Annotated in this window: 14 protein-coding genes; 10 read left to right on the top strand and 4 right to left on the bottom strand. The window is 62.6% G+C overall.

The genetic code is table 11. The features are described 5' to 3' along the window. The first annotated feature begins 21 nt into the window (after positions 1-21). From AC1DIX_RS03280 to AC1DIX_RS03295, 4 genes are read left to right on the top strand one after another with little or no spacing between them, the layout of a single operon-like run. Positions 22-960: an NAD-dependent epimerase/dehydratase family protein gene (locus tag AC1DIX_RS03280; RefSeq protein ID WP_442123828.1), complete on the top strand. Its 939-nt coding sequence runs from the start codon at positions 22-24 to the stop codon at positions 958-960. Continuing rightward, the gene (gmhB, locus tag AC1DIX_RS03285) at positions 953-1,555 is read left to right on the top strand and encodes a D-glycero-beta-D-manno-heptose 1,7-bisphosphate 7-phosphatase (RefSeq protein ID WP_442123827.1); all 603 of its coding nucleotides are present in this window, start codon (positions 953-955) and stop codon (positions 1,553-1,555) included. The genes AC1DIX_RS03280 and gmhB overlap by 8 nt, the downstream gene beginning before the upstream one ends. Then, complete coding sequence (locus AC1DIX_RS03290) at positions 1,552-2,709, top strand: glycosyltransferase (protein ID WP_477322001.1); 1,158 nt, start codon at positions 1,552-1,554, stop codon at positions 2,707-2,709. The genes gmhB and AC1DIX_RS03290 overlap by 4 nt, the downstream gene beginning before the upstream one ends. A gap of 46 nt (positions 2,710-2,755) precedes the next feature. Continuing rightward, positions 2,756-3,832 (top strand): methyltransferase domain-containing protein, encoded by a 1,077-nt coding sequence (locus AC1DIX_RS03295; RefSeq protein WP_477322003.1) that lies wholly within the window; start codon positions 2,756-2,758, stop codon positions 3,830-3,832. A gap of 72 nt (positions 3,833-3,904) precedes the next feature. Here AC1DIX_RS03295 and AC1DIX_RS03300 read toward each other — a convergent pair whose 3' ends face one another. The 3 genes from AC1DIX_RS03300 to AC1DIX_RS03310 all read right to left on the bottom strand — a co-directional run bounded on the left by AC1DIX_RS03300 (position 3,905) and on the right by AC1DIX_RS03310 (position 7,179). Next, complete coding sequence (locus AC1DIX_RS03300) at positions 3,905-4,351, bottom strand: hypothetical protein (protein ID WP_442123824.1); 447 nt, start codon at positions 4,349-4,351, stop codon at positions 3,905-3,907. Positions 4,352-4,517: 166 nt separating this feature from the next. Beyond that, on the bottom strand, positions 4,518-5,639 hold the full coding sequence (locus AC1DIX_RS03305; RefSeq protein ID WP_477322005.1) for a beta-ketoacyl-ACP synthase III: 1,122 nt from the start codon (positions 5,637-5,639) through the stop codon (positions 4,518-4,520). A gap of 106 nt (positions 5,640-5,745) precedes the next feature. Further along, positions 5,746-7,179 (bottom strand): S41 family peptidase, encoded by a 1,434-nt coding sequence (locus AC1DIX_RS03310; RefSeq protein ID WP_477322007.1) that lies wholly within the window; start codon positions 7,177-7,179, stop codon positions 5,746-5,748. 144 nt (positions 7,180-7,323) lie between these two features. Between AC1DIX_RS03310 and AC1DIX_RS03315 the strand changes: the two genes are divergently transcribed. The 6 genes from AC1DIX_RS03315 (at position 7,324) to AC1DIX_RS03340 (ending at position 18,098) form a co-directional block, all read left to right on the top strand. Then, positions 7,324-8,388: a bifunctional UDP-4-keto-pentose/UDP-xylose synthase gene (locus AC1DIX_RS03315; protein WP_477322009.1), complete on the top strand. Its 1,065-nt coding sequence runs from the start codon at positions 7,324-7,326 to the stop codon at positions 8,386-8,388. A gap of 252 nt (positions 8,389-8,640) precedes the next feature. Next, complete coding sequence (locus tag AC1DIX_RS03320) at positions 8,641-9,234, top strand: hypothetical protein (RefSeq protein WP_477322011.1); 594 nt, start codon at positions 8,641-8,643, stop codon at positions 9,232-9,234. Between the two features lie 148 nt (positions 9,235-9,382). Then, positions 9,383-11,653 (top strand): TonB-dependent receptor plug domain-containing protein, encoded by a 2,271-nt coding sequence (locus AC1DIX_RS03325; RefSeq protein ID WP_477322013.1) that lies wholly within the window; start codon positions 9,383-9,385, stop codon positions 11,651-11,653. Positions 11,654-11,749: 96 nt separating this feature from the next. Further along, positions 11,750-13,798: a M13 family metallopeptidase gene (locus AC1DIX_RS03330; protein WP_477322015.1), complete on the top strand. Its 2,049-nt coding sequence runs from the start codon at positions 11,750-11,752 to the stop codon at positions 13,796-13,798. 91 nt (positions 13,799-13,889) lie between these two features. Continuing rightward, positions 13,890-15,962, top strand: a complete 2,073-nt coding sequence (locus tag AC1DIX_RS03335) for a M13 family metallopeptidase (RefSeq protein WP_442122889.1) — start codon at positions 13,890-13,892, stop codon at positions 15,960-15,962. Positions 15,963-16,037: 75 nt separating this feature from the next. Continuing rightward, a complete protein-coding gene (locus AC1DIX_RS03340) occupies positions 16,038-18,098 on the top strand; it encodes a M13 family metallopeptidase (RefSeq protein ID WP_477322017.1) in 2,061 nt (686 codons plus the stop codon). Positions 18,099-18,189: 91 nt separating this feature from the next. Here AC1DIX_RS03340 and AC1DIX_RS03345 read toward each other — a convergent pair whose 3' ends face one another. Further along, the gene (locus AC1DIX_RS03345; protein WP_442122891.1) at positions 18,190-19,374 is read right to left on the bottom strand and encodes a right-handed parallel beta-helix repeat-containing protein; all 1,185 of its coding nucleotides are present in this window, start codon (positions 19,372-19,374) and stop codon (positions 18,190-18,192) included. Positions 19,375-19,627: the final 253 nt, after the last annotated feature.

Here is a 19,627-nt window from a genome sequence, read left to right on the forward strand (position 1 = left end):
TCTTCTCAAGGACGACCCCTCATGTCTTACAACATCCTCGTTACCGGCGGCGCAGGCTATCTCGGTTCCATTCTCGTGCCGGCCCTGCTGGCCGATGGTCACAAGGTGACCGTGCTGGACAACCTGATGTACGGCCAGGCCAGCCTGTCGCATGTCTGCTATCACGACAATTTCACCATCGTGCGTGGCGACATCCGGCTGGAGAAGACGATCGTGCCGCTGCTGCAGAAGGCCGACATCGTCATCCCGCTGGCGGCCTACGTGGGCGCGCCGCTGTGCAACAAGGACCCGGTCGGTGCGACCACCGTGAACCACGATGCCATCCTGATGATGCTCAAGCACCTGAGCCCCAACCAGATGCTGCTCATGCCCACCACCAACAGCGCCTACGGCTCGGGCGACGAGAACAACTTCTGCACCGAAGATTCGCCCCTGCGTCCCATCTCGCAATACGCCATCGAGAAAGTCGAGATCGAAAAGGCGATCATGGAGCATCCGAACGCCGTCAGCTTCCGCCTGGCGACCGTATTCGGCATGTCGCCCCGCATGCGCATCGACCTGCTGGTCAACGATTTCACCTACCGCGCCGTGCATGACCGCTTCGTCGTGCTGTTCGAGCCCCATTTCAAGCGCAATTACGTGCACGTGCGCGATGTCACCCGCGCTTTCCAGCATGGCATCGCCAACTTCGACAGCATGAAGGGACAGATCTACAACGTCGGCCTGTCGGATGCCAATGTGTCGAAGATGGAGCTGTGCCAAGTGATTTCGCGCCATGTCCCGGATTTTATCTTCCCCGAGGCGGCGATCGGCAAGGACCCCGACCAGCGCAACTACATCGTCTCCAACGCCAAGATCGAGGCCACCGGTTTCAAGACCGCTTTCTCGTTGGACCGCGGCATCGCCGAGCTGGTCAAGGGCTTTACCATGTTGAAGAACACCAAATACGGCAATGTCTGAACGCGCCAGGCCCTGCGTATTCATCGACCGTGACGGCACCCTGAACGTCGAAAAGAACTACCTGCACCGTTACGAAGACTGGGAATGGATTCCCGGTTCGGTCGACATGCTCGGGGCGCTCCGCGAGGCCGGGTTCCTGGCCATCGTGGTCACCAACCAGGCGGGCGTGGGGCGCGGCTATTACGAAGAGGCCGCGATCGCGCGCCTGCACGCCCTGGTGGACCGAGACCTGCTCGCCGCCGGCAGCGGCATCGATGCCTACTATTACTGTCCGCACCATCCGGAACACGGGGAAGTGCGGGACTGCGATTGCCGCAAGCCCGCGCCGGGCATGCTGCTCGAGGCGCAGCGCGAGTGGAATATCGCGCTGGAAGACTCCTGGATGGTCGGTGACAAGCTCAGCGATATCAATGCGGGCCTGGCAGCCGGCACCCGTTGCATCCTGGTGCGTACGGGCTACGGGCACGAGGAAGAAGACCGCTGCCCGCCGGGTGTTTTCGTGGTCGACGATTTTGCGGAAGCAGCCGCCCTGATCCTGCGCGACGCCGGCGCCGCGCATCGGCAGTCTCAAAACGTTGGCAAAAATATACTATGAACGGCTTGAATATGGCTTCTCCACGTATCCTGTTTATTTTCATCGAGTTCGCGGACTGGCGTCTGGCCCGCAGCACGTCCTATCCGACGCTGGTGGGGCTCCAGCATACCTTGCGCCAGAGCGGCGCCGATGTATTCAGCGTGCCCTGTCTGTTCCGTATGGACAACAATTCTCGGGGAAACTGGCTTTCTCGCCTGCAGGAAATGGTGGGCGAGCGCAAGTACGATCAGGTATGGATCGAAGCGGTCCATTCCGATTACGACGAACAGTTTCTTTCATGGGTTGCAAGCCTGGCGCCGGTGCGCTTGGGCATGGTGATGGAATCCTTGCAGTACGAGCCGTATGTCTACGACCTGCAACCCAACCTGAGGGAGCGCAAGGAAAGAGTGCTTCGACGGCTGGCGTACATGACGCATACGCTGATGGTCGATGAAGTCGATGTCAGCGATGTCAACCAGGATGGCAATATCAAAGCCATGTGGTGGCCGCAGACAGCGCCACGTGCCAGCATCCAGGACGCCCCGCCGGCTCCCAACCCTTACGCTGTGTTCTATGGCGTACCGTACGGAAAACGTGGAGGCTGGCTCAGGCATCCCGCCCTTGCAGGCTTGCTGGTGCAGCCGGGTCCCTCGCTGGAATATCAAACCCCTTATCCGGCATTGTTCGATCGCCTGCAGCAAATGACCGCCCAGGCCCTGGAAGACGGCCTGCCCGCCTCGCCTCACATGCTGCAGCGTTACATGGATGTGCTGCTCAGCCTGCGGCAAAACATTTTTGGCTTATGGCTCCGCAGCCTCCAGCAAGGTACGGCTGTCGTCAATCTGCCATCCATGTTTCAGGGATTTCCTAGCCGCATCTATGAGGGCATGGCTGCGGGAAGACCTATCATCTCCTGCAGCGTACCGGGCCGTCCAAGGACAAATACGCTGTTTGCCGACGAACAGGACATCCTGCTTTATGACCCCGACTCTCCCGAACATCTGGCACACCAGATCCGACGCGTTCAAACCGACAAGGCGCTCGCAGCTCGCCTGGTGAGGAATGCCGGAGAGAAGATGCGTGCCCTGCATACGACGGAGTTCAGGGTGGCCCAGATCCTGCGGTGGATGGAAGACGGCGTCGAACCTGATTTCAGCCGTTTGACGTCAGCATGAATATCGGAAGACCTTTCCTTTCCAAGTTTTTCCTATAGGGACAATCGTGACTGCAACAAACTTCTTCATCAAACCTGGCTACCGAACTCGCAGCCAACCCGCGTATTTCGCCGACATCCATGATGATGGCGTCATCTGGCAGCCGGAAGTCTATCCGCTGGCGGCTACCCTGGCTTACCAGTACGAATGCCGCTATATCATCGATATCGGTTGCGGCAGGGCGCGCAAGCTTGTCGCACTCCATCCGCAATTCGAGATCATCGGACTGGACTTCGGTAGTAACCTCGAATATTGCCGCACCCAATATCCGTTCGGGAAATGGATTGAAGTCGACCTGGAAAACTACGCAGGCACGGACATTCCGCCCGAGATCCTGTCTAACGCGGTGGTCGTCAACTCCGACGTGATCGAATGCCTGGTCGATCCGACCAAACTGATGCAGCTGATTCGCACCTATCTGGTTCATGCCAAGGTCGCATTGATCTCGACCCCGGAGCGCGACCTGGAGCGCGGTTATCAGGATATGGGCCCACCGGCCAATCCAACCCACGTCCGCGAATGGAATCGGATCGAACTGACCGCATTGCTCAGCAGCGAGGGCTTGCGCCCGGCTTACTGCGGATTGACCATGAGCAACGATAAAGACAAACTGCGCAAGACATCGCTGGCAGTGATTCCCGGATCTTCTTTGAATCCATCTGAAGTGCRTGACCTGGGCGCCTTTTGCGAACAATGGTTGGCCGCTTCTCCCGAAATGCGTGATGCCGCCAACCACAAGTATCTGCACGATCTGGCACAAATGGAGGCAGAGGTCGCGCTGGTAAATACGGCCGTGCAAAGTATCACCGCGGCCCCCAGCCTGCTGGAGATCGGCACACGCCATATCGACAATGGCCGGTATGATGAAGCATTTGAGATACTCACCGGCGCTTTACGGAACAAAACCGAAAGCACCCCCATCCCCGCCATTCTGTTCCAGCTTGGCCGGCTGGCGGACGCCCGCAAGCTGAACGACGACGCCAAGGAGTTGTTCTATCAGGCGGCCGTGCGGGATGTCGAGGTGGTCAAGAACGTCATCGATTTTTACATCGATCAGGTGGCGCGGGCACGCTCCGGACAGTGATAAAACAGCGCTTCTAAAAAAAATGCCGTTCAGTCGGCACTGAACGGTATTTTTTCTGCTTACGGGATCGAACTATTGCCCGGAACCGGAACTGCCTTTCTTGCTTTTCTTGCTGGCGTAATCCGAAGGTTTCTTTTCGCTCTGCATAGAACCCGATGCGCTCGCCTGCTTCTGTTCCATGCCGCCGTAGCCCGACTGGCGCGAGGCGTTCAGGCGGTCTTCCTCGCCGCGCGCCTGCATGCGCTGGGCGCTCTGGCGTGCGCTCCAGCCCGCCTGCTGGGCACTACCGCCACCGCGCTGGCTGCCGACATTCTGGTCGCCGACGCCATTGCCTTGCAGCGAACCGCGCGAGCGCAGGGCCGCGCCTTGCTGTTCGATATTCGCCGACTGCACGTTGGCACTGCCCGGCGCGACCCAGCCCGGCGCCCGCGGCTGCTGGCTGCCATTCGCGACAGGGACGGTTTTTTCCTTGGCGATACCGCGGGCGCGGACGCTGTCCGGTCCTTTTTGCTTAGTCATATTGATCCTCCTCAGGTGCTGCGCATGCTGATGCGCTGTCAGGAAGATCATGCGCGCCGGGAAGGCCGTATTCCAGAGGAATCGGGAGGGCGGCTTTGTAGGACTGGAACTACCAAGATTCTTTTTGATATCAAGAATCTTGGTTACTGTCGAGTTTGAGGGGCGATTATTTTTTGCGCACCACCACGCAGCCGATCGAGTAACCGGCGCCGAAGGAGCAGATCACGCCATTGCTGCCGGACGGCAGGTCGTCCTGGTAGCTGTGGAAGGCGATGATGGAACCGGCCGACGAGGTGTTGGCGTAGCGGTCCAGGATCACCGGCGCTTCTTCCGGGCTGGCGTCGCGCTCGAGCAGCATGCGCACGATCAGCTGGTTCATGTTCAGGTTGGCCTGGTGCAGCCAGAAGCGGGAGATGTCTTCGATCTTCAGGCCGGCACCCTCCACCGTGTTGCGGATCGTCTCGGCGGCCATCGGGCAGACTTCCTTGAACACCTTGCGGCCCTGCTGGCGGAACAGCTTGTCCGGCTGGCCGATGCCGGCTTCGTCGAAGCGGTTCATGAAGCCGTAGTTGTTGCGGATATTGTTCGAGAACTTGGTCTTCAGCTTGGAATCGAGGATCTCGAACTGGTGCTCGCTGGTGGCGGTATCAAGCGCTTCGATAACCATCGCGGTGCAGGCGTCGCCGAAGATGAAGTGGCTGTCGCGGTCGCGGAAGTTCAGGTGGGCGCTGGTGATTTCCGGGTTCAGCACCAGCACGGCGCGCGCCTGGCCGGTCTGCACGGCGCCGGCCGCGGTCTGGATCGCGAAGGTGGCCGAGGAACAGGCCACGTTCATGTCGAAGCCGAAGCCGTCGATGCCGAGGGCGTCCTGGACCTCGACCGCCATTGCCGGATATGCACGCTGCATATTGCTGGCAGCGACCAGCACCATGTCGATGTCGGCCGGGGTACGGTTGGCGCGCGCCAGGGCCTGGCGGGCGGCGGCGACGCAGATTTCGGCCTGCAGCGACAATTCCTCGTCGGCGCGTTCCTTGATGCGCGGGGTCATGTGCTTCGGATCGAGGATGCCGGCCTTTTCCATCACGTAGCGCGACTTGATGCCGGAGGCTTTCTCGATGAAGGCGCTGCTGGAGGCTTCGAGGGCGGTGACTTCGCCGGCCGCGATTTTTTCCGCGTTCTCGGCGTTGAACAATTCGACGTAGGCGTTGAAGGCCGTCACCAGCTCGTCGTTGGAGATCGAATTCGGTGGCGTGAACAGGCCGGTGCCGCTGATGACGACAGGTTTCATGATTGGCTTTCCAAGGTGGTAACGGGGAGAAACTTCCCGCGAATCTGCCGATTCTACACAATCGTACAGACCGTGGGAACGCCGCCGGCAATGCGTCAAAAGTGCGTCAGTGCGCCTGCTGCGCCAAGGGCCCTGGCGTGTCGCCGCTGCCCGCGCGCTTCGACAGCTGTACCGGCAGGCCCTGCAGGTGGCGCAGGGCCTGGGCCAGCTGGAAGTCGGTGGCGCTGCCGAATTCGAGGGGCTTGCGGTGGCGTTCGGCGGCCAGGATCCGCATCTGTTCCTCGATGTCGTCCTTGCGCGTGGCTTCTTCGCGGTCGCGGTCGTTCGACAGATGGCGCTTGAGGTCGGCTTCGCGCATGCGCAGGGCGTTCAGGCCATCGCCGTCGGCGTTTTCGTCGACCGGGAAGTCGGGCAGCACGCCGCGCGCCTGGATCGAGCGTCCGCTCGGCGTGTAGTAGCGCGCCGTGGTCAGCTTCACCGCGGTCTCGCCCGGCAGCGGGCGGATCGTCTGCACCGAGCCCTTGCCGAAGGTCGGGCTGCCGACGATCGCGGCGCGCTTGTGATCCTGCAGGGCGCCGGCCACGATTTCCGAGGCCGAGGCCGAGCCGGTATTCACCAGCACCACCATCGGGATGGTCTTGAACAGCTCCGGCACCTGCTTCAGCGGGTCCTCGCCGCGGGCCAGCATATAGTATTCGGGGCGGCCGTAGAAACGGGCCTTCGATTCCTCGAGCTGGCCGTTGGTCGAGACGATTTCGGCCCCGGCCGGCAGGAAGGCGGCGGCGGTGCCGATCGCGCCCTGCAGCAGGCCGCCCGGGTCGTTGCGCAGGTCCAGCACCAGGCCTTTCAGCTTCGGTTCCTCGCGCGCCAGCGCGGCCAGCCTGGCGGCCAGGTCGTTCACGGTCGGTTCCTGGAACTGCGACACCCGCACCCAGGCATAACCGGGCGCCACGATCCTGCCCTTGACGCTCTTCTGCACGATCTCGTCGCGCACGACCGCGATCTCCAGCGGCGCGGCTTCGCCTTCGCGCACGATGGTCAGCACGACCCGGGTGTGCGGCTCGCCGCGCATGCGCTTGATCGCATCGTCGAGTTCCATGTTCTTCACGAGCGCGCCGTCGATGCGCGAGATGACGTCGCCGGCCTTGATGCCGGCGCGCCAGGCCGGCGAATCCTCGATCGGGGACACGATCTTGATGTTGCCGTCGTCGGCCTGGCCGATCTCGATGCCCAGGCCGACGAAGCGGCCCTCGGTGCCTTCGCGCAGTTCGCGGTAGGCCTTGCGGTCGAGGTAGGCGGAATGCGGGTCGAGCGCGGCTACCATGCCGGCCGTGGCCTGGGTCAGCAGCTTGCGGTCCTCGACCGGTTCGACGTAAGCGGACTTGATCAGGTTGTAGGTATTGGCGAGCTGGCGCAGGCTGTCGATGGGCATGCCGTTCTCCACCGGCTTCTGGGCCAGGGCGGAAAATTGCATGGTGACGGCGACGCCGAGAATGACACCCAGGGTGAGGAGGGCGGAGTGCTTGATTTTCGAGCCCATGTGCTGTCGGTCCTTCGCAAACGTTATGCCTGAGCGTAGGGAAGTATAACCGTCCGGCGTCCCGAACAGGCGCCCGGCGCCGGTTTGTGTGAATACTCGCGATGGTATAATCGCCCGTTCACGTGCATATGTTGCTTATTTAAAATGAAGAAAGTTCTCATTCTCGGCGTCAACGGTTTCATCGGCCACCACCTGTCCAAGCGCATCCTCGAGACGACCGACTGGGAAGTCTACGGCATGGACATGAGCACGGATCGCATCACCGAGCTCCTGGATCATCCGCGCATGCACTTCTTCGAAGGCGACATCACGATCAACAAGGAGTGGGTCGAGTACCACGTCAAGAARTGCGACGTGATCCTGCCGCTGGTCGCMATYGCSACSCCSTCGACCTATGTSCAGSMGCCGCTGCGCGTGTTCGAACTCGACTTCGAAGCCAACCTGCCGATCGTGCGCTCGGCCGCCAAGTAYGGCAAGCACCTGGTGTTCCCGTCGACCTCGGAAGTSTACGGCATGTGCCACGACGAGGAATTCGATCCGGAGAATTCGGAGCTGGTCTACGGCCCGATCAACAAGCCGCGCTGGATCTACGCCTGTTCCAAACAGCTGATGGACCGCGTGATCTGGGGCTACGGCATGGAAGGCCTGAACTTTACCCTGTTCCGCCCCTTCAACTGGATCGGCGCCGGCCTCGATTCGATCCACACCCCGAAGGAAGGCTCTTCGCGCGTGCTGACCCAGTTCCTGGGCCACATCGTGCGCGGCGAACCGATCCAGCTGGTGGACGGCGGCGCCCAGAAGCGCTCCTTCACCTATGTCGACGACGGCATCGACGCGCTGATGCGCATCATCGAGAACAAGGACGGCAAGGCGACCGGCAAGATCTACAACGTCGGCAATCCGTCGAATAATTATTCGATCCGCGAACTGGCCCACATGATGCTGGAACTGGCCGCCGAATACCCGGAATACCGCGACACCGCCAAGGAAGTGAAACTGGTCGAGACCAGCTCGGGCGCCTACTACGGCACCGGCTACCAGGACGTGCAGAACCGCGTGCCGAAGATCGAGAACACGGTCTCGGAACTGGGCTGGACCCCGCAGGTCAATATGCGCGACGCGCTGGCCAAGATCTTCGACTCCTACAAGGACAATCTGGGCGATGCGCAGGATCTGATTCCGGAGCGCAGGCAGCTGCAGCGTAATTAATTCGATTCATCGTCAGCTTCAAAACGCCGTTCCTGCGAAAGCACGAACGGCGTTTTTGTATGTACGACTTCAGGGAACTTGTAAATCCTTGTATGCCTAAGCTTCCACCCGGTAAGTAATTGTAAGAGTCCAGGCGAGTGGGAGGGGCCGAGCCTATAGTTCTTATCAGTTTTTCTCTCTCTCTCCACTCTTGAAGTGGTCTTTACCCACGGTTTCCCCCGTGGGTTTTTTTATGCCCAGGAGCCTCATCAAATGACGATGCGTACGACCATCCGGATGCCCGCGCGACTTGCCCGCGCCTGCCTGTTTGCGCTTGCCCTCGGATCGGCGGGAGCCAGCCTTGCGGTTCCGCTGATGGACTTGCGCGCCGAAGACCTGGTGCCGATGACCTCCGAGTTCAAGAAGTCGCTGAACCTGAACGCCAACCAGCAGACCCTGTGGCAGCAGGTCGAGAGCCGTTCGCGCGCCGTGCTGCGCGAGCGCCAGCACCGCCGCGAGGCGCTGCAGGAACAGGCCAAGACCCTGCTCGCCAAACCGGACGTCGAACTGCGTCAACTGAACGCCCTGGTGGAAGCGGAGAGCGCGATCGCCGTCCAGGAAGACAGGCAGCTGCGTGAACTGTGGCTGAGCCTGAACGACGCCCTCGACGACGCCCAGCGGCGCCAGGTCGCGACCCTGGTGAACGAACAACTGATGCGGGTGGTGCCGGAAGGCCGCCCGGGTGGAGAACGCGGCGGCGAGCGCGGAGGAGAGCGCGGAGGAGAGCGTGGCGGCCGCGGGATGGGCGGTCATGGCCGCGGAGGCATGGGTGGGCCGGGCGGCGGCAGCATTAACATCGGCGGCTAGGAGCCCGTTGCTTTTTCGAGGGATTTGTGTGTTTGCTATGTATCGTAAAGTAACAACGGCTGCCTGATCGTAATTTTGGCTATGCTTAAAGGCTAGAATTGGTTTAACCGGATGGCAACAGTCCGGGCAACCGATAATAACGTTAAGCATGAGCAAACTGATCCCGATGGCCTGCCTGGCCTTGCTGGGCACGGCGGGACACGCATGGGCCCTCCCCCAAAGCAGTGACCAGGCAACGGCCTCCGCCGCCGAACCGACTCCCACCCAGACCGACAAGGCCGTGACCGGCAAGCAGGGCGCCCGCAGCGGCGCCGTGCCGGCCGTACCGAAGATCCAACAAGTTACCGTCAGCGGCGCGCGCGCCGACGACCTTGATGCGCGCCGCATCTCGACCGCCGCCAAGATGGTGTTCGGACGCGAAGAACTCGAGCGCAACGGCGACACCAGCGTCAGCGAAGTATTGAAACGCCTGCCCGGCGTGACCATCGGCGGCGCGCCGGGACGCGGCGGCGGCGGGGTGCGCATGCGCGGCATGGGCAATGGCTATACCCAGATGCTGGTCAACGGCGAGCGTCCGCCGCCGGGCTTTTCGCTGGAGTCGCTGTCGCCGGACCAGGTCGAACGCATCGAAGTGATCCGCGGCCCGGTGGCCGAGCACAGCACCCAGGCGATCGCCGGCACCATCAATATCATCCTGCGCGAAGGCTACCAGCAGAAGGACGTGCAGCTGCGCATGGCCGACAATATCGAGCAGGGCCGGCATGGTGCCAACGTCTCGCTGGCGATGCCGGGCAAGTCCGGCGCGCTCACCTGGATGATGAGCGGTTCGCTGATGCAGAACCGTCCGCACAACGAGAGCGACACGCTCAACCTCAGCACCCGCAAGGACGGCACGGTCGAGCGCCGCCAGCAGATCCATGACGAGGGCGGCGGCGTCTTCGACGGCGTCTTCCTGTCGCCGCGCTTCTCGTACAAGTTCGCCAACAGCGACACGCTGACCTTCCAGCCCTTCTTCGTCGCCAACCGCAGCCGCAATGGCGCCGACAGCCTGCTGGACCAGCCGCTGGGCAGCGTCGCGCCCGAGTACGCCCGCCAGCGCTCGGATTCGCAGTCGCATTCGGCCTTCCTGCGCGGCTTCGGCAACTGGCTGCACCGTGGCGAGGCCGGCGCCCGCCTGGAGGTGAAGTTCGGCTTCACCGGCGGCCGCAACGACAGCGATACCGTCCGCAACACTTACGATGCCGGCGGCAGCGCGCTGCGCCGCTACCTCGACAGCGACGCTAGCCGCGACAGCGGCGTCAACACTGGCGGCAAGTTCAGCCGTCCTATGCGCCAGGGCCACCTGTTCGCCGCCGGCTGGGACCTGGAAGCCAGCAAGCGCCGCCAGCAACACGTGGCGGCCGGCGACTCCGCTGCCCTGTTCGACGACGGCGGCGCCTCGCTGTCGGCCGACTCGCGCCGCGTGGCCATGTTCGTGCAGGACGAGTGGGACGTCACGCCGCAGTTCTCGACCTATCTGGGCCTGCGCTGGGAGGGTATCCGCGTTACCAGCGAAGGTGGACAGAACGGCGCCGGCGCGGACGTGAAAAACACCTCGAAGGTCTGGAGCCCGGTGCTGCATGGCGTCTGGCGCATCCCCGGCCATGAGAAGGACCAGCTGCGCGGCAGCGTCACCCGCAGTTACAAGGCGCCGGCGCTGAACGACCTGATCGCGGTGCCGACTATCTCGACCTACAACGACGCCACCCGTCCGGACCGCACCGGCAATCCGAACCTGAAGCCGGAGCTGGCCACCGGCCTGGATCTCGCCTACGAGCACTACCTGGGCAAGAGCGGCCTGCTGTCGGCCAGCGGCTTTGTGCGCAACATCGACGACCTGATGCGCCGCCAGACGGTGCTGGCCACGAATGGGCGCTGGATCTCCACCCCGATCAACATCGGCAAGGCGCGGACCAGCGGTATCGAACTGGAAGCCAAGTTCCCGCTGACGGAACTGTGGCCGGCCGCGCCGCTGGTCGACATACGCTCGAACTACAGCCGCTTCTGGTCGCGCGTGGACGGCATTCCGGGGCCGAACAACCGTCTCGACCAGCAGCCGAAGCAGACCGCCAACCTGGGCCTGGACTATCGCGCGAAGGGCTTGCCGCTGACCCTGGGCGGCAGCCTGAACTGGACTCCGGAGACGCTGGTGCAGACCACGGTCAACGAGACGGCGACCACCGGCACCAAGCGCCAGTTCGACGTTTACGGCCTGTGGAAGCTGCCGGCCAACGCGCAGTTGCGCCTGTCGGCCAACAACCTCGACCCGCGCCTTTACGAGACCGCGCGCAGCCTCGACACCGGTTCGTTGGTACAGAGCGCGGCGACGCAGGCCCGTACATACACCCAATTCGGCATTCGCTATGAAATGAAACTGTAGTAAATGCCAGACAAGCGCCCGGTTTTGGCAAGCCGGGCTGTGATACATTTGCCGATGGCCACAAGCCGTTCTTTTCCCTGCAACCAAGGACCCCTCGTGAAACGTTACCTTCTGAGTACCCTGACCCTGTCGATGCTGGCCGCCTTCGCCAGCGCCGCCGACAATGTTCATTCCGCTGCCGCGGGCACGACCTCCGGCATCGAGACCCAGTACATCGACCAGGGCGTGCGCGTCCAGGACGATTTCTTCGGCCACCTGAACGGCAAGTGGCTGCAGACCACCGAGATTCCGTCGGACCGCACGAGCTGGGGCACCTTCATCAAGCTGCGCGACGACACCCAGGGCCAGGTGCGCGGCATCATCGAAGCGGACCAGAAGAAGACGGGCAAGAAGGTCGGCAGCGACGACCAGAAGATCGGCGACCTGTACACCAGCTTCATGGACGAGAAGAAGCTCGAAGCCCTCGGTACCAAGCCGCTGGCCGGCGAGCTGCAGCGCATCCGCGCGCTGAAGGACAAGAAGGGCATCCCGGCCCTGGTGGCCCACCTGTCGCAGATCGGCGTCGCCAATCCCTACGGCATCGGCGTGGCCCAGGATGCCAAGGAGTCGACCAAGTACGCGACCTACATCCGCCAGGGCGGCCTGGGTCTGCCCGACCGCGACTACTATCTGAAGATGGATGACAAGCGCATGGCCGGCATCAAGGCCAAATACGAGCAGCACGTCGCCAACATCCTGAGCCTGGCCGGCGACAAGGATGCCGCCGCCAAGGCCAAGGCCATCGTCGCCTTCGAGACCGAACTGGCGAAGGTGCAGTGGACCCGTGTCGAGCTGCGCGATCCGAACAAGAGCTACAACAAGATGAGCGTGGACGAGCTGTCCAAGCTGGCACCTGGCTACGACTGGAAGGCCGCGCTGGGCGCCGCCGGCATCGGCAACAAGGTCGACTACGTGATCGTCGGCCAGCCGAGCTACATCACCGGCTTCAACGAGGTGCTGAACAAGACCGACCTCGCCACCCTGCAAGCCTACTTCCAGTGGCAGGTGCTGCGCGAGTTCTCGCCCTTCCTGTCGAAGGCCTTCGTCGACGAGCGCTTCGACTTCTACGGCAAGACCCTGTCGGGCGTGAAGGAGCAGGAACCGCGCTGGAAGCGTGGCGTCGGCACCGTCGAAGGCGCGCTGGGCGAAGCCGTGGGCCGCGAATACGTCGCCCAGTACTTCCCGCCGGAGCGCAAGGCCCGCATGGAAGAGCTGGTGAAGAACGTGCTGGCCGCCTACAAGGAATCGATCGATAAGCTTGACTGGATGGGCCCGGAAACCAAGAAGGAAGCCCAGGCCAAGCTGGCCAAGTTCAACCCGAAGATCGGCTACCCGAACAAGTGGCGCGACTACTCGAAGCTGACCATCAAGAAGGATGACCTGGTCGGCAACGTGATGCGCACCGCGACCTTCGCCTACAACCGCAACATCAACAAGCTGGGCAAGCCGATCGACCGCGAAGAATGGGGCATGACGCCGCAGACCATCAACGCCTACTACAACTCGCGCCTGAACGAGATCGTGTTCCCGGCCGCGATCCTGCAGCCGCCGTTCTTCAACATGGCGGCCGACGACGCCGTGAACTACGGCGCGATCGGCGCCGTGATCGGCCACGAGATCGGCCACGGCTTCGACGACAAGGGTTCGCAGTCGGACGGCGACGGCAACCTGCGCAACTGGTGGACCGCCGAAGACCAGGCCCGCTTCAAGGCCAAGACCGACATGCTGGTCAAGCAGTACAACGTCTTCGAGCCGGTGCCGGGCTACCACGTGAACGGCGAACTGACCCTGGGCGAGAACATCGGCGACAACTCCGGTCTCGCCATCGCCTACAAGGCCTACAAGATCTCGCTGCACGGCCAGCCGGCCCCGACCATCGACGGCCTGACCGGCGACCAGCGTTTCTTCATGGGCTTCGGCCAGGTGTGGCGCTCGAAGATGCGCGACGAGGCGCAGATCAACCAGGTCAAGACCGACCCGCACTCGCCGGGCCAGTTCCGCGCCAACGGCACCCTGCGCAACCAGGCCGCTTTCTATGAAGCCTTCGGCGTCAAGGAAGGCGACAAGATGTACCTGAAGCCGGAAGACCGCGTCACGATCTGGTAATACCAAGCACCACGCATTTAAGCTGATGTATGGGCCGGCGGCGATCCCGCCGTCCCCCAGTAACCCATAACAATCCAAGGGAGATGCAAGAATGAAGAAGCAGTATCTGTTGAGCGCCCTGACCCTGGCCCTGATCGCCAGCGTCAGCCATGCTGAAGGCAGTGGCGCCGCCGCCGCCGCGAAAGTGACCGCCACCAAGGGCCAGACCCTGAGCGCCGGCATCGCCACCCAATACATCGAATCGTCCGTGCGTCCGCAGGACGATTTCTTCGAATACCTGAACGGCAAGTGGCTGAAGACCGTCGAGATCCCGTCCGACAAGTCGAGCTGGGGCTCGTTCATGGAGCTGCGCGAGAACACCCTGCCGCAGCTGCGCGGCATCATCGAAAACGTCGCCTCCAAGAACGCCGCCAAGGGCACCGACGAACAGCGCATCGGCGACTACTACGCCAGCTTCATGGACGAGGCCAGGCTCGAACAGCTGGGCGCGACCCCGCTGAAGGGTGAGCTGGACAAGATCGCCGCGCTGAAGGACAAGTCCGAGCTGCCGGCCCTGCTGGCCCACCTGGGCAAGATCGGCGTGGGCGTGCCCTTCGACTTCGGCATCCACCAGGACAACAAGGATTCGACCAAGTACGTCGCCGACATCGGCCAGGGCGGCCTGGGCATGCCGGACCGCGACTACTACCTGAAGGCCGACGACAAGAAGCTGGCCGACACCAAGGCCAAATACCAGCAGCACGTCGAGAAGATGCTGGCCATGGCCGGCGACAAGAACGCCGCCGCCAACGCGAAAGCCATCGTCGACTTCGAGACCGAGATCGCCAAGGTACAGTGGACCAAGGTCGAGCTGCGCGACCCGATCAAGGCCTACAACAAGGTCAACCTGGCCGACCTGAACACGGTGGCCCCGGGCTTCGACTGGAAGACCTGGCTGGACGCCACCGGCCTGTCCGGCAAGGCGACTTACGTGATCGTCGGCCAGCCGACCTACCTGAAGGCCTTCATGGACGTGGCCAACAGGACGCCGGTCGACACCTGGAAGGCCTACCTGTCGCTGCACCTGATCGAATCCTACGGCAGCTTCCTGTCGAAGAACTTCGTCGACGAGCGCTTCGACTTCTACGGCAAGACTCTGTCGGGCGTGAAGGAAATGGAACCGCGCTGGAAGCGTGGCGTGGGCGCGGTCGAGCGTGCGCAGGGCGAGTCGCTGGGCAAGCTGTACGTGGCCCAGTACTTCTCGGCCGAGAAGAAAGCACGCATGGAAGCGCTGGTGAAGAACCTGCTGGCCGCCTATAAAGAGTCGATCAACAAGCTCGACTGGATGAGCCCGGCCACCAAGAAGGAAGCGCAAGCCAAGCTGGCCAAGTTCAACCCGAAGATCGGCTACCCGAACAAGTGGAAGGACTACTCGGCGCTGCAGGTCTCGCGTGACGACCTGGTCGGCAACGTGATGCGTTCGCGCGTGTGGGCCGCCGACTACGAGATCAACAAGCTGGGCAAGCCGATCGACCGCGACGAGTGGGGCATGACGCCGCAGACCATCAACGCGTACTACAACCCGGAGATGAACGAGATCGTGTTCCCGGCCGCGATCCTGCAGCCGCCGTTCTTCGACGCCAACGCGGATGACGCGGTCAACTACGGCGGCATCGGCGCCGTGATCGGCCACGAGATCAGCCACGGCTTCGACGACCAGGGCGCCCAGTACGACGGCGACGGCAACCTGCGCGACTGGTGGACCGCCTCGGACCACAAGAACTTCAAGGCCAAGACCACGGCGCTGGTCAAGCAGTACAACGCCTTCGAGCCGCTGCCGGGCTACCACGTCAACGGCGAGCTGACCCTGGGCGAGAACATCGCCGACAACTCGGGCCTGGCGATCGCCTACAAGGCCTACCACATCTCGCTGAAGGGCAAGAAGGCCCCGGTGATCGACGGCATGACCGGCGACCAGCGCCTGTACGCAGGCTGGGCCCAGGTGTGGCGCTCGAAGATGCGCGAGCAGCAGCAGATCGTCCAGGTGAAGACCGACCCGCACTCGCCGGGCCAGTACCGCGCCAACGGCACGCTGCGCAACCAGCCGGGCTTCTACGAAGCCTACAAGGTCAAGCAGGGCGACAAGATGTACCTGGCGCCGCAGGATCGCGTGATCATCTGGTAATCGTTTCGTCCACGTGACGACGTCAAGGGCCGCGGCATGCCGCGGCCTTTTTTTCAATCGAAAGGGACTCCTGTCATGAAACGTCTCGCCCTGAGCGCCCTGAGCCTGGCGCTGATCGCCGGCTTCGCGCACGCCGCCGAAGGTGCATCCACCAAGTCGGCGCCGGCTTCCCGCCCGGCCCTGGCCAGCGGCATCGCCACCCAGTACATCGATCCGTCGGTGCGTCCGCAGAACGATTTCTACCAGTACCTGAACGGCAAGTGGCTGCAGACCGTGCAGATCCCGGCCGACCAGGCCAGTTGGGGTTCCTTCGACCAGCTTTATGAGAATTCGCTGGCCGAGCTGCGCGGCATCATCGAGAAAGTCTCGGCGGATGGCGCGCCCCGGAATGCCGATGCCAAACGTATCGGCGACTTCTACGCCAGCTTCATGGACGAGGCGCGCCTGGAGCAGCTGGGCTTCACGCCGCTGAAGGGTGAGCTCGACCGCATCGCCGCGCTGAAGGACAAGTCGGAGCTGCCGGCCCTGCTGGCCCACCTCGGCAAGATCGGCGTCAACGTGCCTTTCGACTTCGGCATCCACCAGGACAACAAGGACTCGACCAAGTACGTCGCCGACATCGGCCAGGGCGGCCTGGCGATGCCGGACCGCGACTATTACCTGAAGGACGACGACGAGAAGCTGGCCGACGCCAAGGCGAAGTACGAGCAGCACGTCGAGCGCACCCTGGCGCTGATCGGCAACCCGCGCGCCGTGTTCGACGCCAAGTCCATCGTCGGCTTCGAGACCGAGATCGCGAAGCTGCAGTGGACCAAGGTCGAGCTGCGCGACCCGATCAAGGCCTATAACAAGGTCGGCCTGGCGGACCTGGACAAGCTCGCCCCCGGCTATGACTGGAAGACCTGGCTCGATGCCGCCGGCCTGTCCGGCAAGACGACCTATGTGATCGTCGGCCAGCCGAGCTATCTGAAATCCTTCGTCGAGCTGTCGAACAAGACCTCGCTGGATACCTGGAAGGCCTATCTGTCGATGCACGTGGCCGATGCCTATGCCGGCTATCTGTCGAAGGCCTTCGTCGACGAGCGCTTCGGCTTCTACGGCAAGACCCTGTCCGGCGTCGAAGAGATCGAGCCGCGCTGGAAGCGCGGGGTCGGTGCCATCGAACGCTCGCAGGGCGAGGCGCTGGGCAAGCTCTATGTGGCCCAGTACTTCCCGCCGGAGCGCAAGGCGCGCATGGAAGCGCTGGTGAAGAACCTGCTGGCCGCCTATAAACAGTCGATCGACAGGCTCGACTGGATGAGCCCGAAAACCAGGAAGGAAGCCCAGGCCAAGCTGGCCAAGTTCACGCCGAAGATCGGCTACCCGAACAAGTGGAAGGATTACTCGGCCCTGGTGGTGAAGCGCGACGACCTGGTCGGCAACGTGATGCGCGCCCGCGTGTGGGCCGCCGACTACGAGATCAACAAGCTGGGCAAGCCGATCGACCGCGACGAATGGGGCATGACCCCGCAGACGGTGAACGCCTATTACAACCCGGAGATGAACGAGATCGTGTTCCCGGCCGCGATCCTGCAAGCGCCCTTCTTCGACGCGAATGCGGACGATGCCGTCAACTACGGCGGCATCGGCGCCGTGATCGGGCACGAGATCAGCCACGGCTTCGACGACCAGGGCGCGCAATACGATGGCGACGGCAACCTGCGCGACTGGTGGACCAAGGCCGACCACAAGAACTTCAAGGCCAAGACCGCGATGCTGGTCAAGCAGTACGACGCCTTCGAACCGCTGAAGGGCTACCGCGTGAACGGCGAACTGACCCTCGGCGAGAACATCGCCGACAACTCGGGCCTGGCGATCGCCGCCAAGGCCTACCGGATCTCGCTGAAGGGTAAGAAGGCGCCGGTGATCGACGGCTTGACCGGAGAACAGCGCCTGTACATGGGCTGGGCCCAGGTGTGGCGCTCGAAGATGCGCGACCAGCAGACGATCACGCAGATCAAGGCCGATCCGCACTCGCCGGACCAGTTCCGCGCCAACGGTTCGCTGCGCAACCAGCCGGGCTTTTACGAGGCCTTCAAGGTGAAGCAGGGCGACAGGATGTACCTAGCGCCGAAGGACCGTGTGATCATCTGGTGATGCGCATCCGGTGATGTGCATCCGGTAATGAAAAAAGGGCCGCAGCGATGCGGCCCTTTTCCTTGGCGGCGCTTGAGCGCCGCGGCAGGGATTACTGTGCCTCGTAGGCGCCGATGTCGATCGTGCCCAGCGCCGGACGCGCCACGCCGGAAGCGACGTGCTTGTACTGCGCCACCGGCTTGAGCGACACGCCCGAACTCGAGGTACCCGGCACCGAACCGGCATTGGTCACCAGCGCATTCGCCAGCGGACGCAGGTCGTAGGCGGCGCGGTTCACGAAGCCCGGCGCCGCTGCGCGGTAGTTGGTCTTCTGGACGGCGCTGGTCTGGGTGGACAGGGTGCCGGTGCCCGCGAAGATATTGTTCTGCAGCAGGGCAGGCGTGGTCACGCCGGAGCCGATGAAGAAGAAGGTGCCGTGCGAGCTGTCGTCGTTCAGGAAGGTGTTGTTGACGACGTACAGGTCCTTGCCCGGGTTGGTCGCGCCTTCTTCGCCGTAGGCCAGCAGGACCGAATTGCTGTTGCTTGCCGGCTGCTCGATCACGTTACCGATCACGTAGGACGTGCCGGCGTTCGGAATGTCGATCTCGTAGCTCGGCTTGCCGGACGCGGTGCTGCCGGTCTGGCCCGCCGGGGTGCTCGAGAAGCGGTTGTACACGATCGTGTTGACCTTGGCGCGCGACTTCAGGTTGTGGCCGACGTTGGCGTCGTGCGAGTAGTTGTAGCGGAAGGTCAGGCTGGCGCTGCTGCCGATGTACAGGTTGTGGCTCTGGCCGTCGCCGTAGCCGTTGTGGCCGAACTCGGTGTATTCGATGACGATGTTGCTGGCGGTGTTGGCGTTGCTCAGGATGCCGTCTTCGTTATCGTGGATGAAGGAGTTGCGCAGCGTGAAGTTGGTGCCTTCCAGGCGCAGTGCGGCGCCGTTGCGGTCGGGCACTTTAGCGCCGTACATTTCAACGTTGTCGACGACGATGTTGCTGCCCTCGACCACCCAGATACCCTTGCTCATGGCGTACTTGCCGCCGGCATTGATCTTCGGACGGCCGTTCACGCCGCGGATGGTCAGGTTGCTCGTATAGATGGCGCAGACGTCGCCGGTATAGGTCGTGTTGCCGGTGATTTCGACCACATCGCCGCTCTTGGCGACGGCAAAGGCCTTGCAGGGAGTTGCGTAAGTCTTGCCCGGACCAACCGACAAGGTTGCGGCCGAGGCGGGAACTGCGAAGGCCAGACCAAGCAGGGCGGCCGGAATGGACAAAGTGAATCGAGCGCGTTGCATGTGTTTCCCCGTAGTTTTCAGAATCGTGTGCGTTGCCGAAATAATACTTTTCGGAAACAACGAAACCTCAGCATATCGGGAAAATTGTCACGCGTTAAGTGCCTAAGCGTAACAGAATCGGGGTACAAATGTAGTTTTCTAGCGGCATTCTCCTATGGCAGAGTCCGCTTTTGGCCCTTGGAAATTGTTACAAATAATGTGTGCGTAAACGATACACTTGGTTAAAAAGACGAACGATTTTCGGTCGTCTGTT

Source organism: Massilia sp. 05N420 (assembly GCF_056397205.1).

Bases quoted from the DNA above. Each gene is read 5' to 3' on its own strand.
- AC1DIX_RS03280 (WP_442123828.1), top strand. From the start codon at position 22: ATGTCTTACAACATCCTCGTTACCGGCGGCGCAGGCTATCTCGGTTCC.
- gmhB (WP_442123827.1), top strand. From the start codon at position 953: ATGTCTGAACGCGCCAGGCCCTGCGTATTCATCGACCGTGACGGCACC.
- AC1DIX_RS03290 (WP_477322001.1), top strand. From the start codon at position 1,552: ATGAACGGCTTGAATATGGCTTCTCCACGTATCCTGTTTATTTTCATC.
- AC1DIX_RS03300 (WP_442123824.1), bottom strand. From the start codon at position 4,351: ATGACTAAGCAAAAAGGACCGGACAGCGTCCGCGCCCGCGGTATCGCC.
- AC1DIX_RS03305 (WP_477322005.1), bottom strand. From the start codon at position 5,639: ATGAAACCTGTCGTCATCAGCGGCACCGGCCTGTTCACGCCACCGAAT.
- AC1DIX_RS03310 (WP_477322007.1), bottom strand. From the start codon at position 7,179: ATGGGCTCGAAAATCAAGCACTCCGCCCTCCTCACCCTGGGTGTCATT.
- AC1DIX_RS03320 (WP_477322011.1), top strand. From the start codon at position 8,641: ATGACGATGCGTACGACCATCCGGATGCCCGCGCGACTTGCCCGCGCC.
- AC1DIX_RS03325 (WP_477322013.1), top strand. From the start codon at position 9,383: ATGAGCAAACTGATCCCGATGGCCTGCCTGGCCTTGCTGGGCACGGCG.
- AC1DIX_RS03335 (WP_442122889.1), top strand. From the start codon at position 13,890: ATGAAGAAGCAGTATCTGTTGAGCGCCCTGACCCTGGCCCTGATCGCC.
- AC1DIX_RS03340 (WP_477322017.1), top strand. From the start codon at position 16,038: ATGAAACGTCTCGCCCTGAGCGCCCTGAGCCTGGCGCTGATCGCCGGC.
- AC1DIX_RS03345 (WP_442122891.1), bottom strand. From the start codon at position 19,374: ATGCAACGCGCTCGATTCACTTTGTCCATTCCGGCCGCCCTGCTTGGT.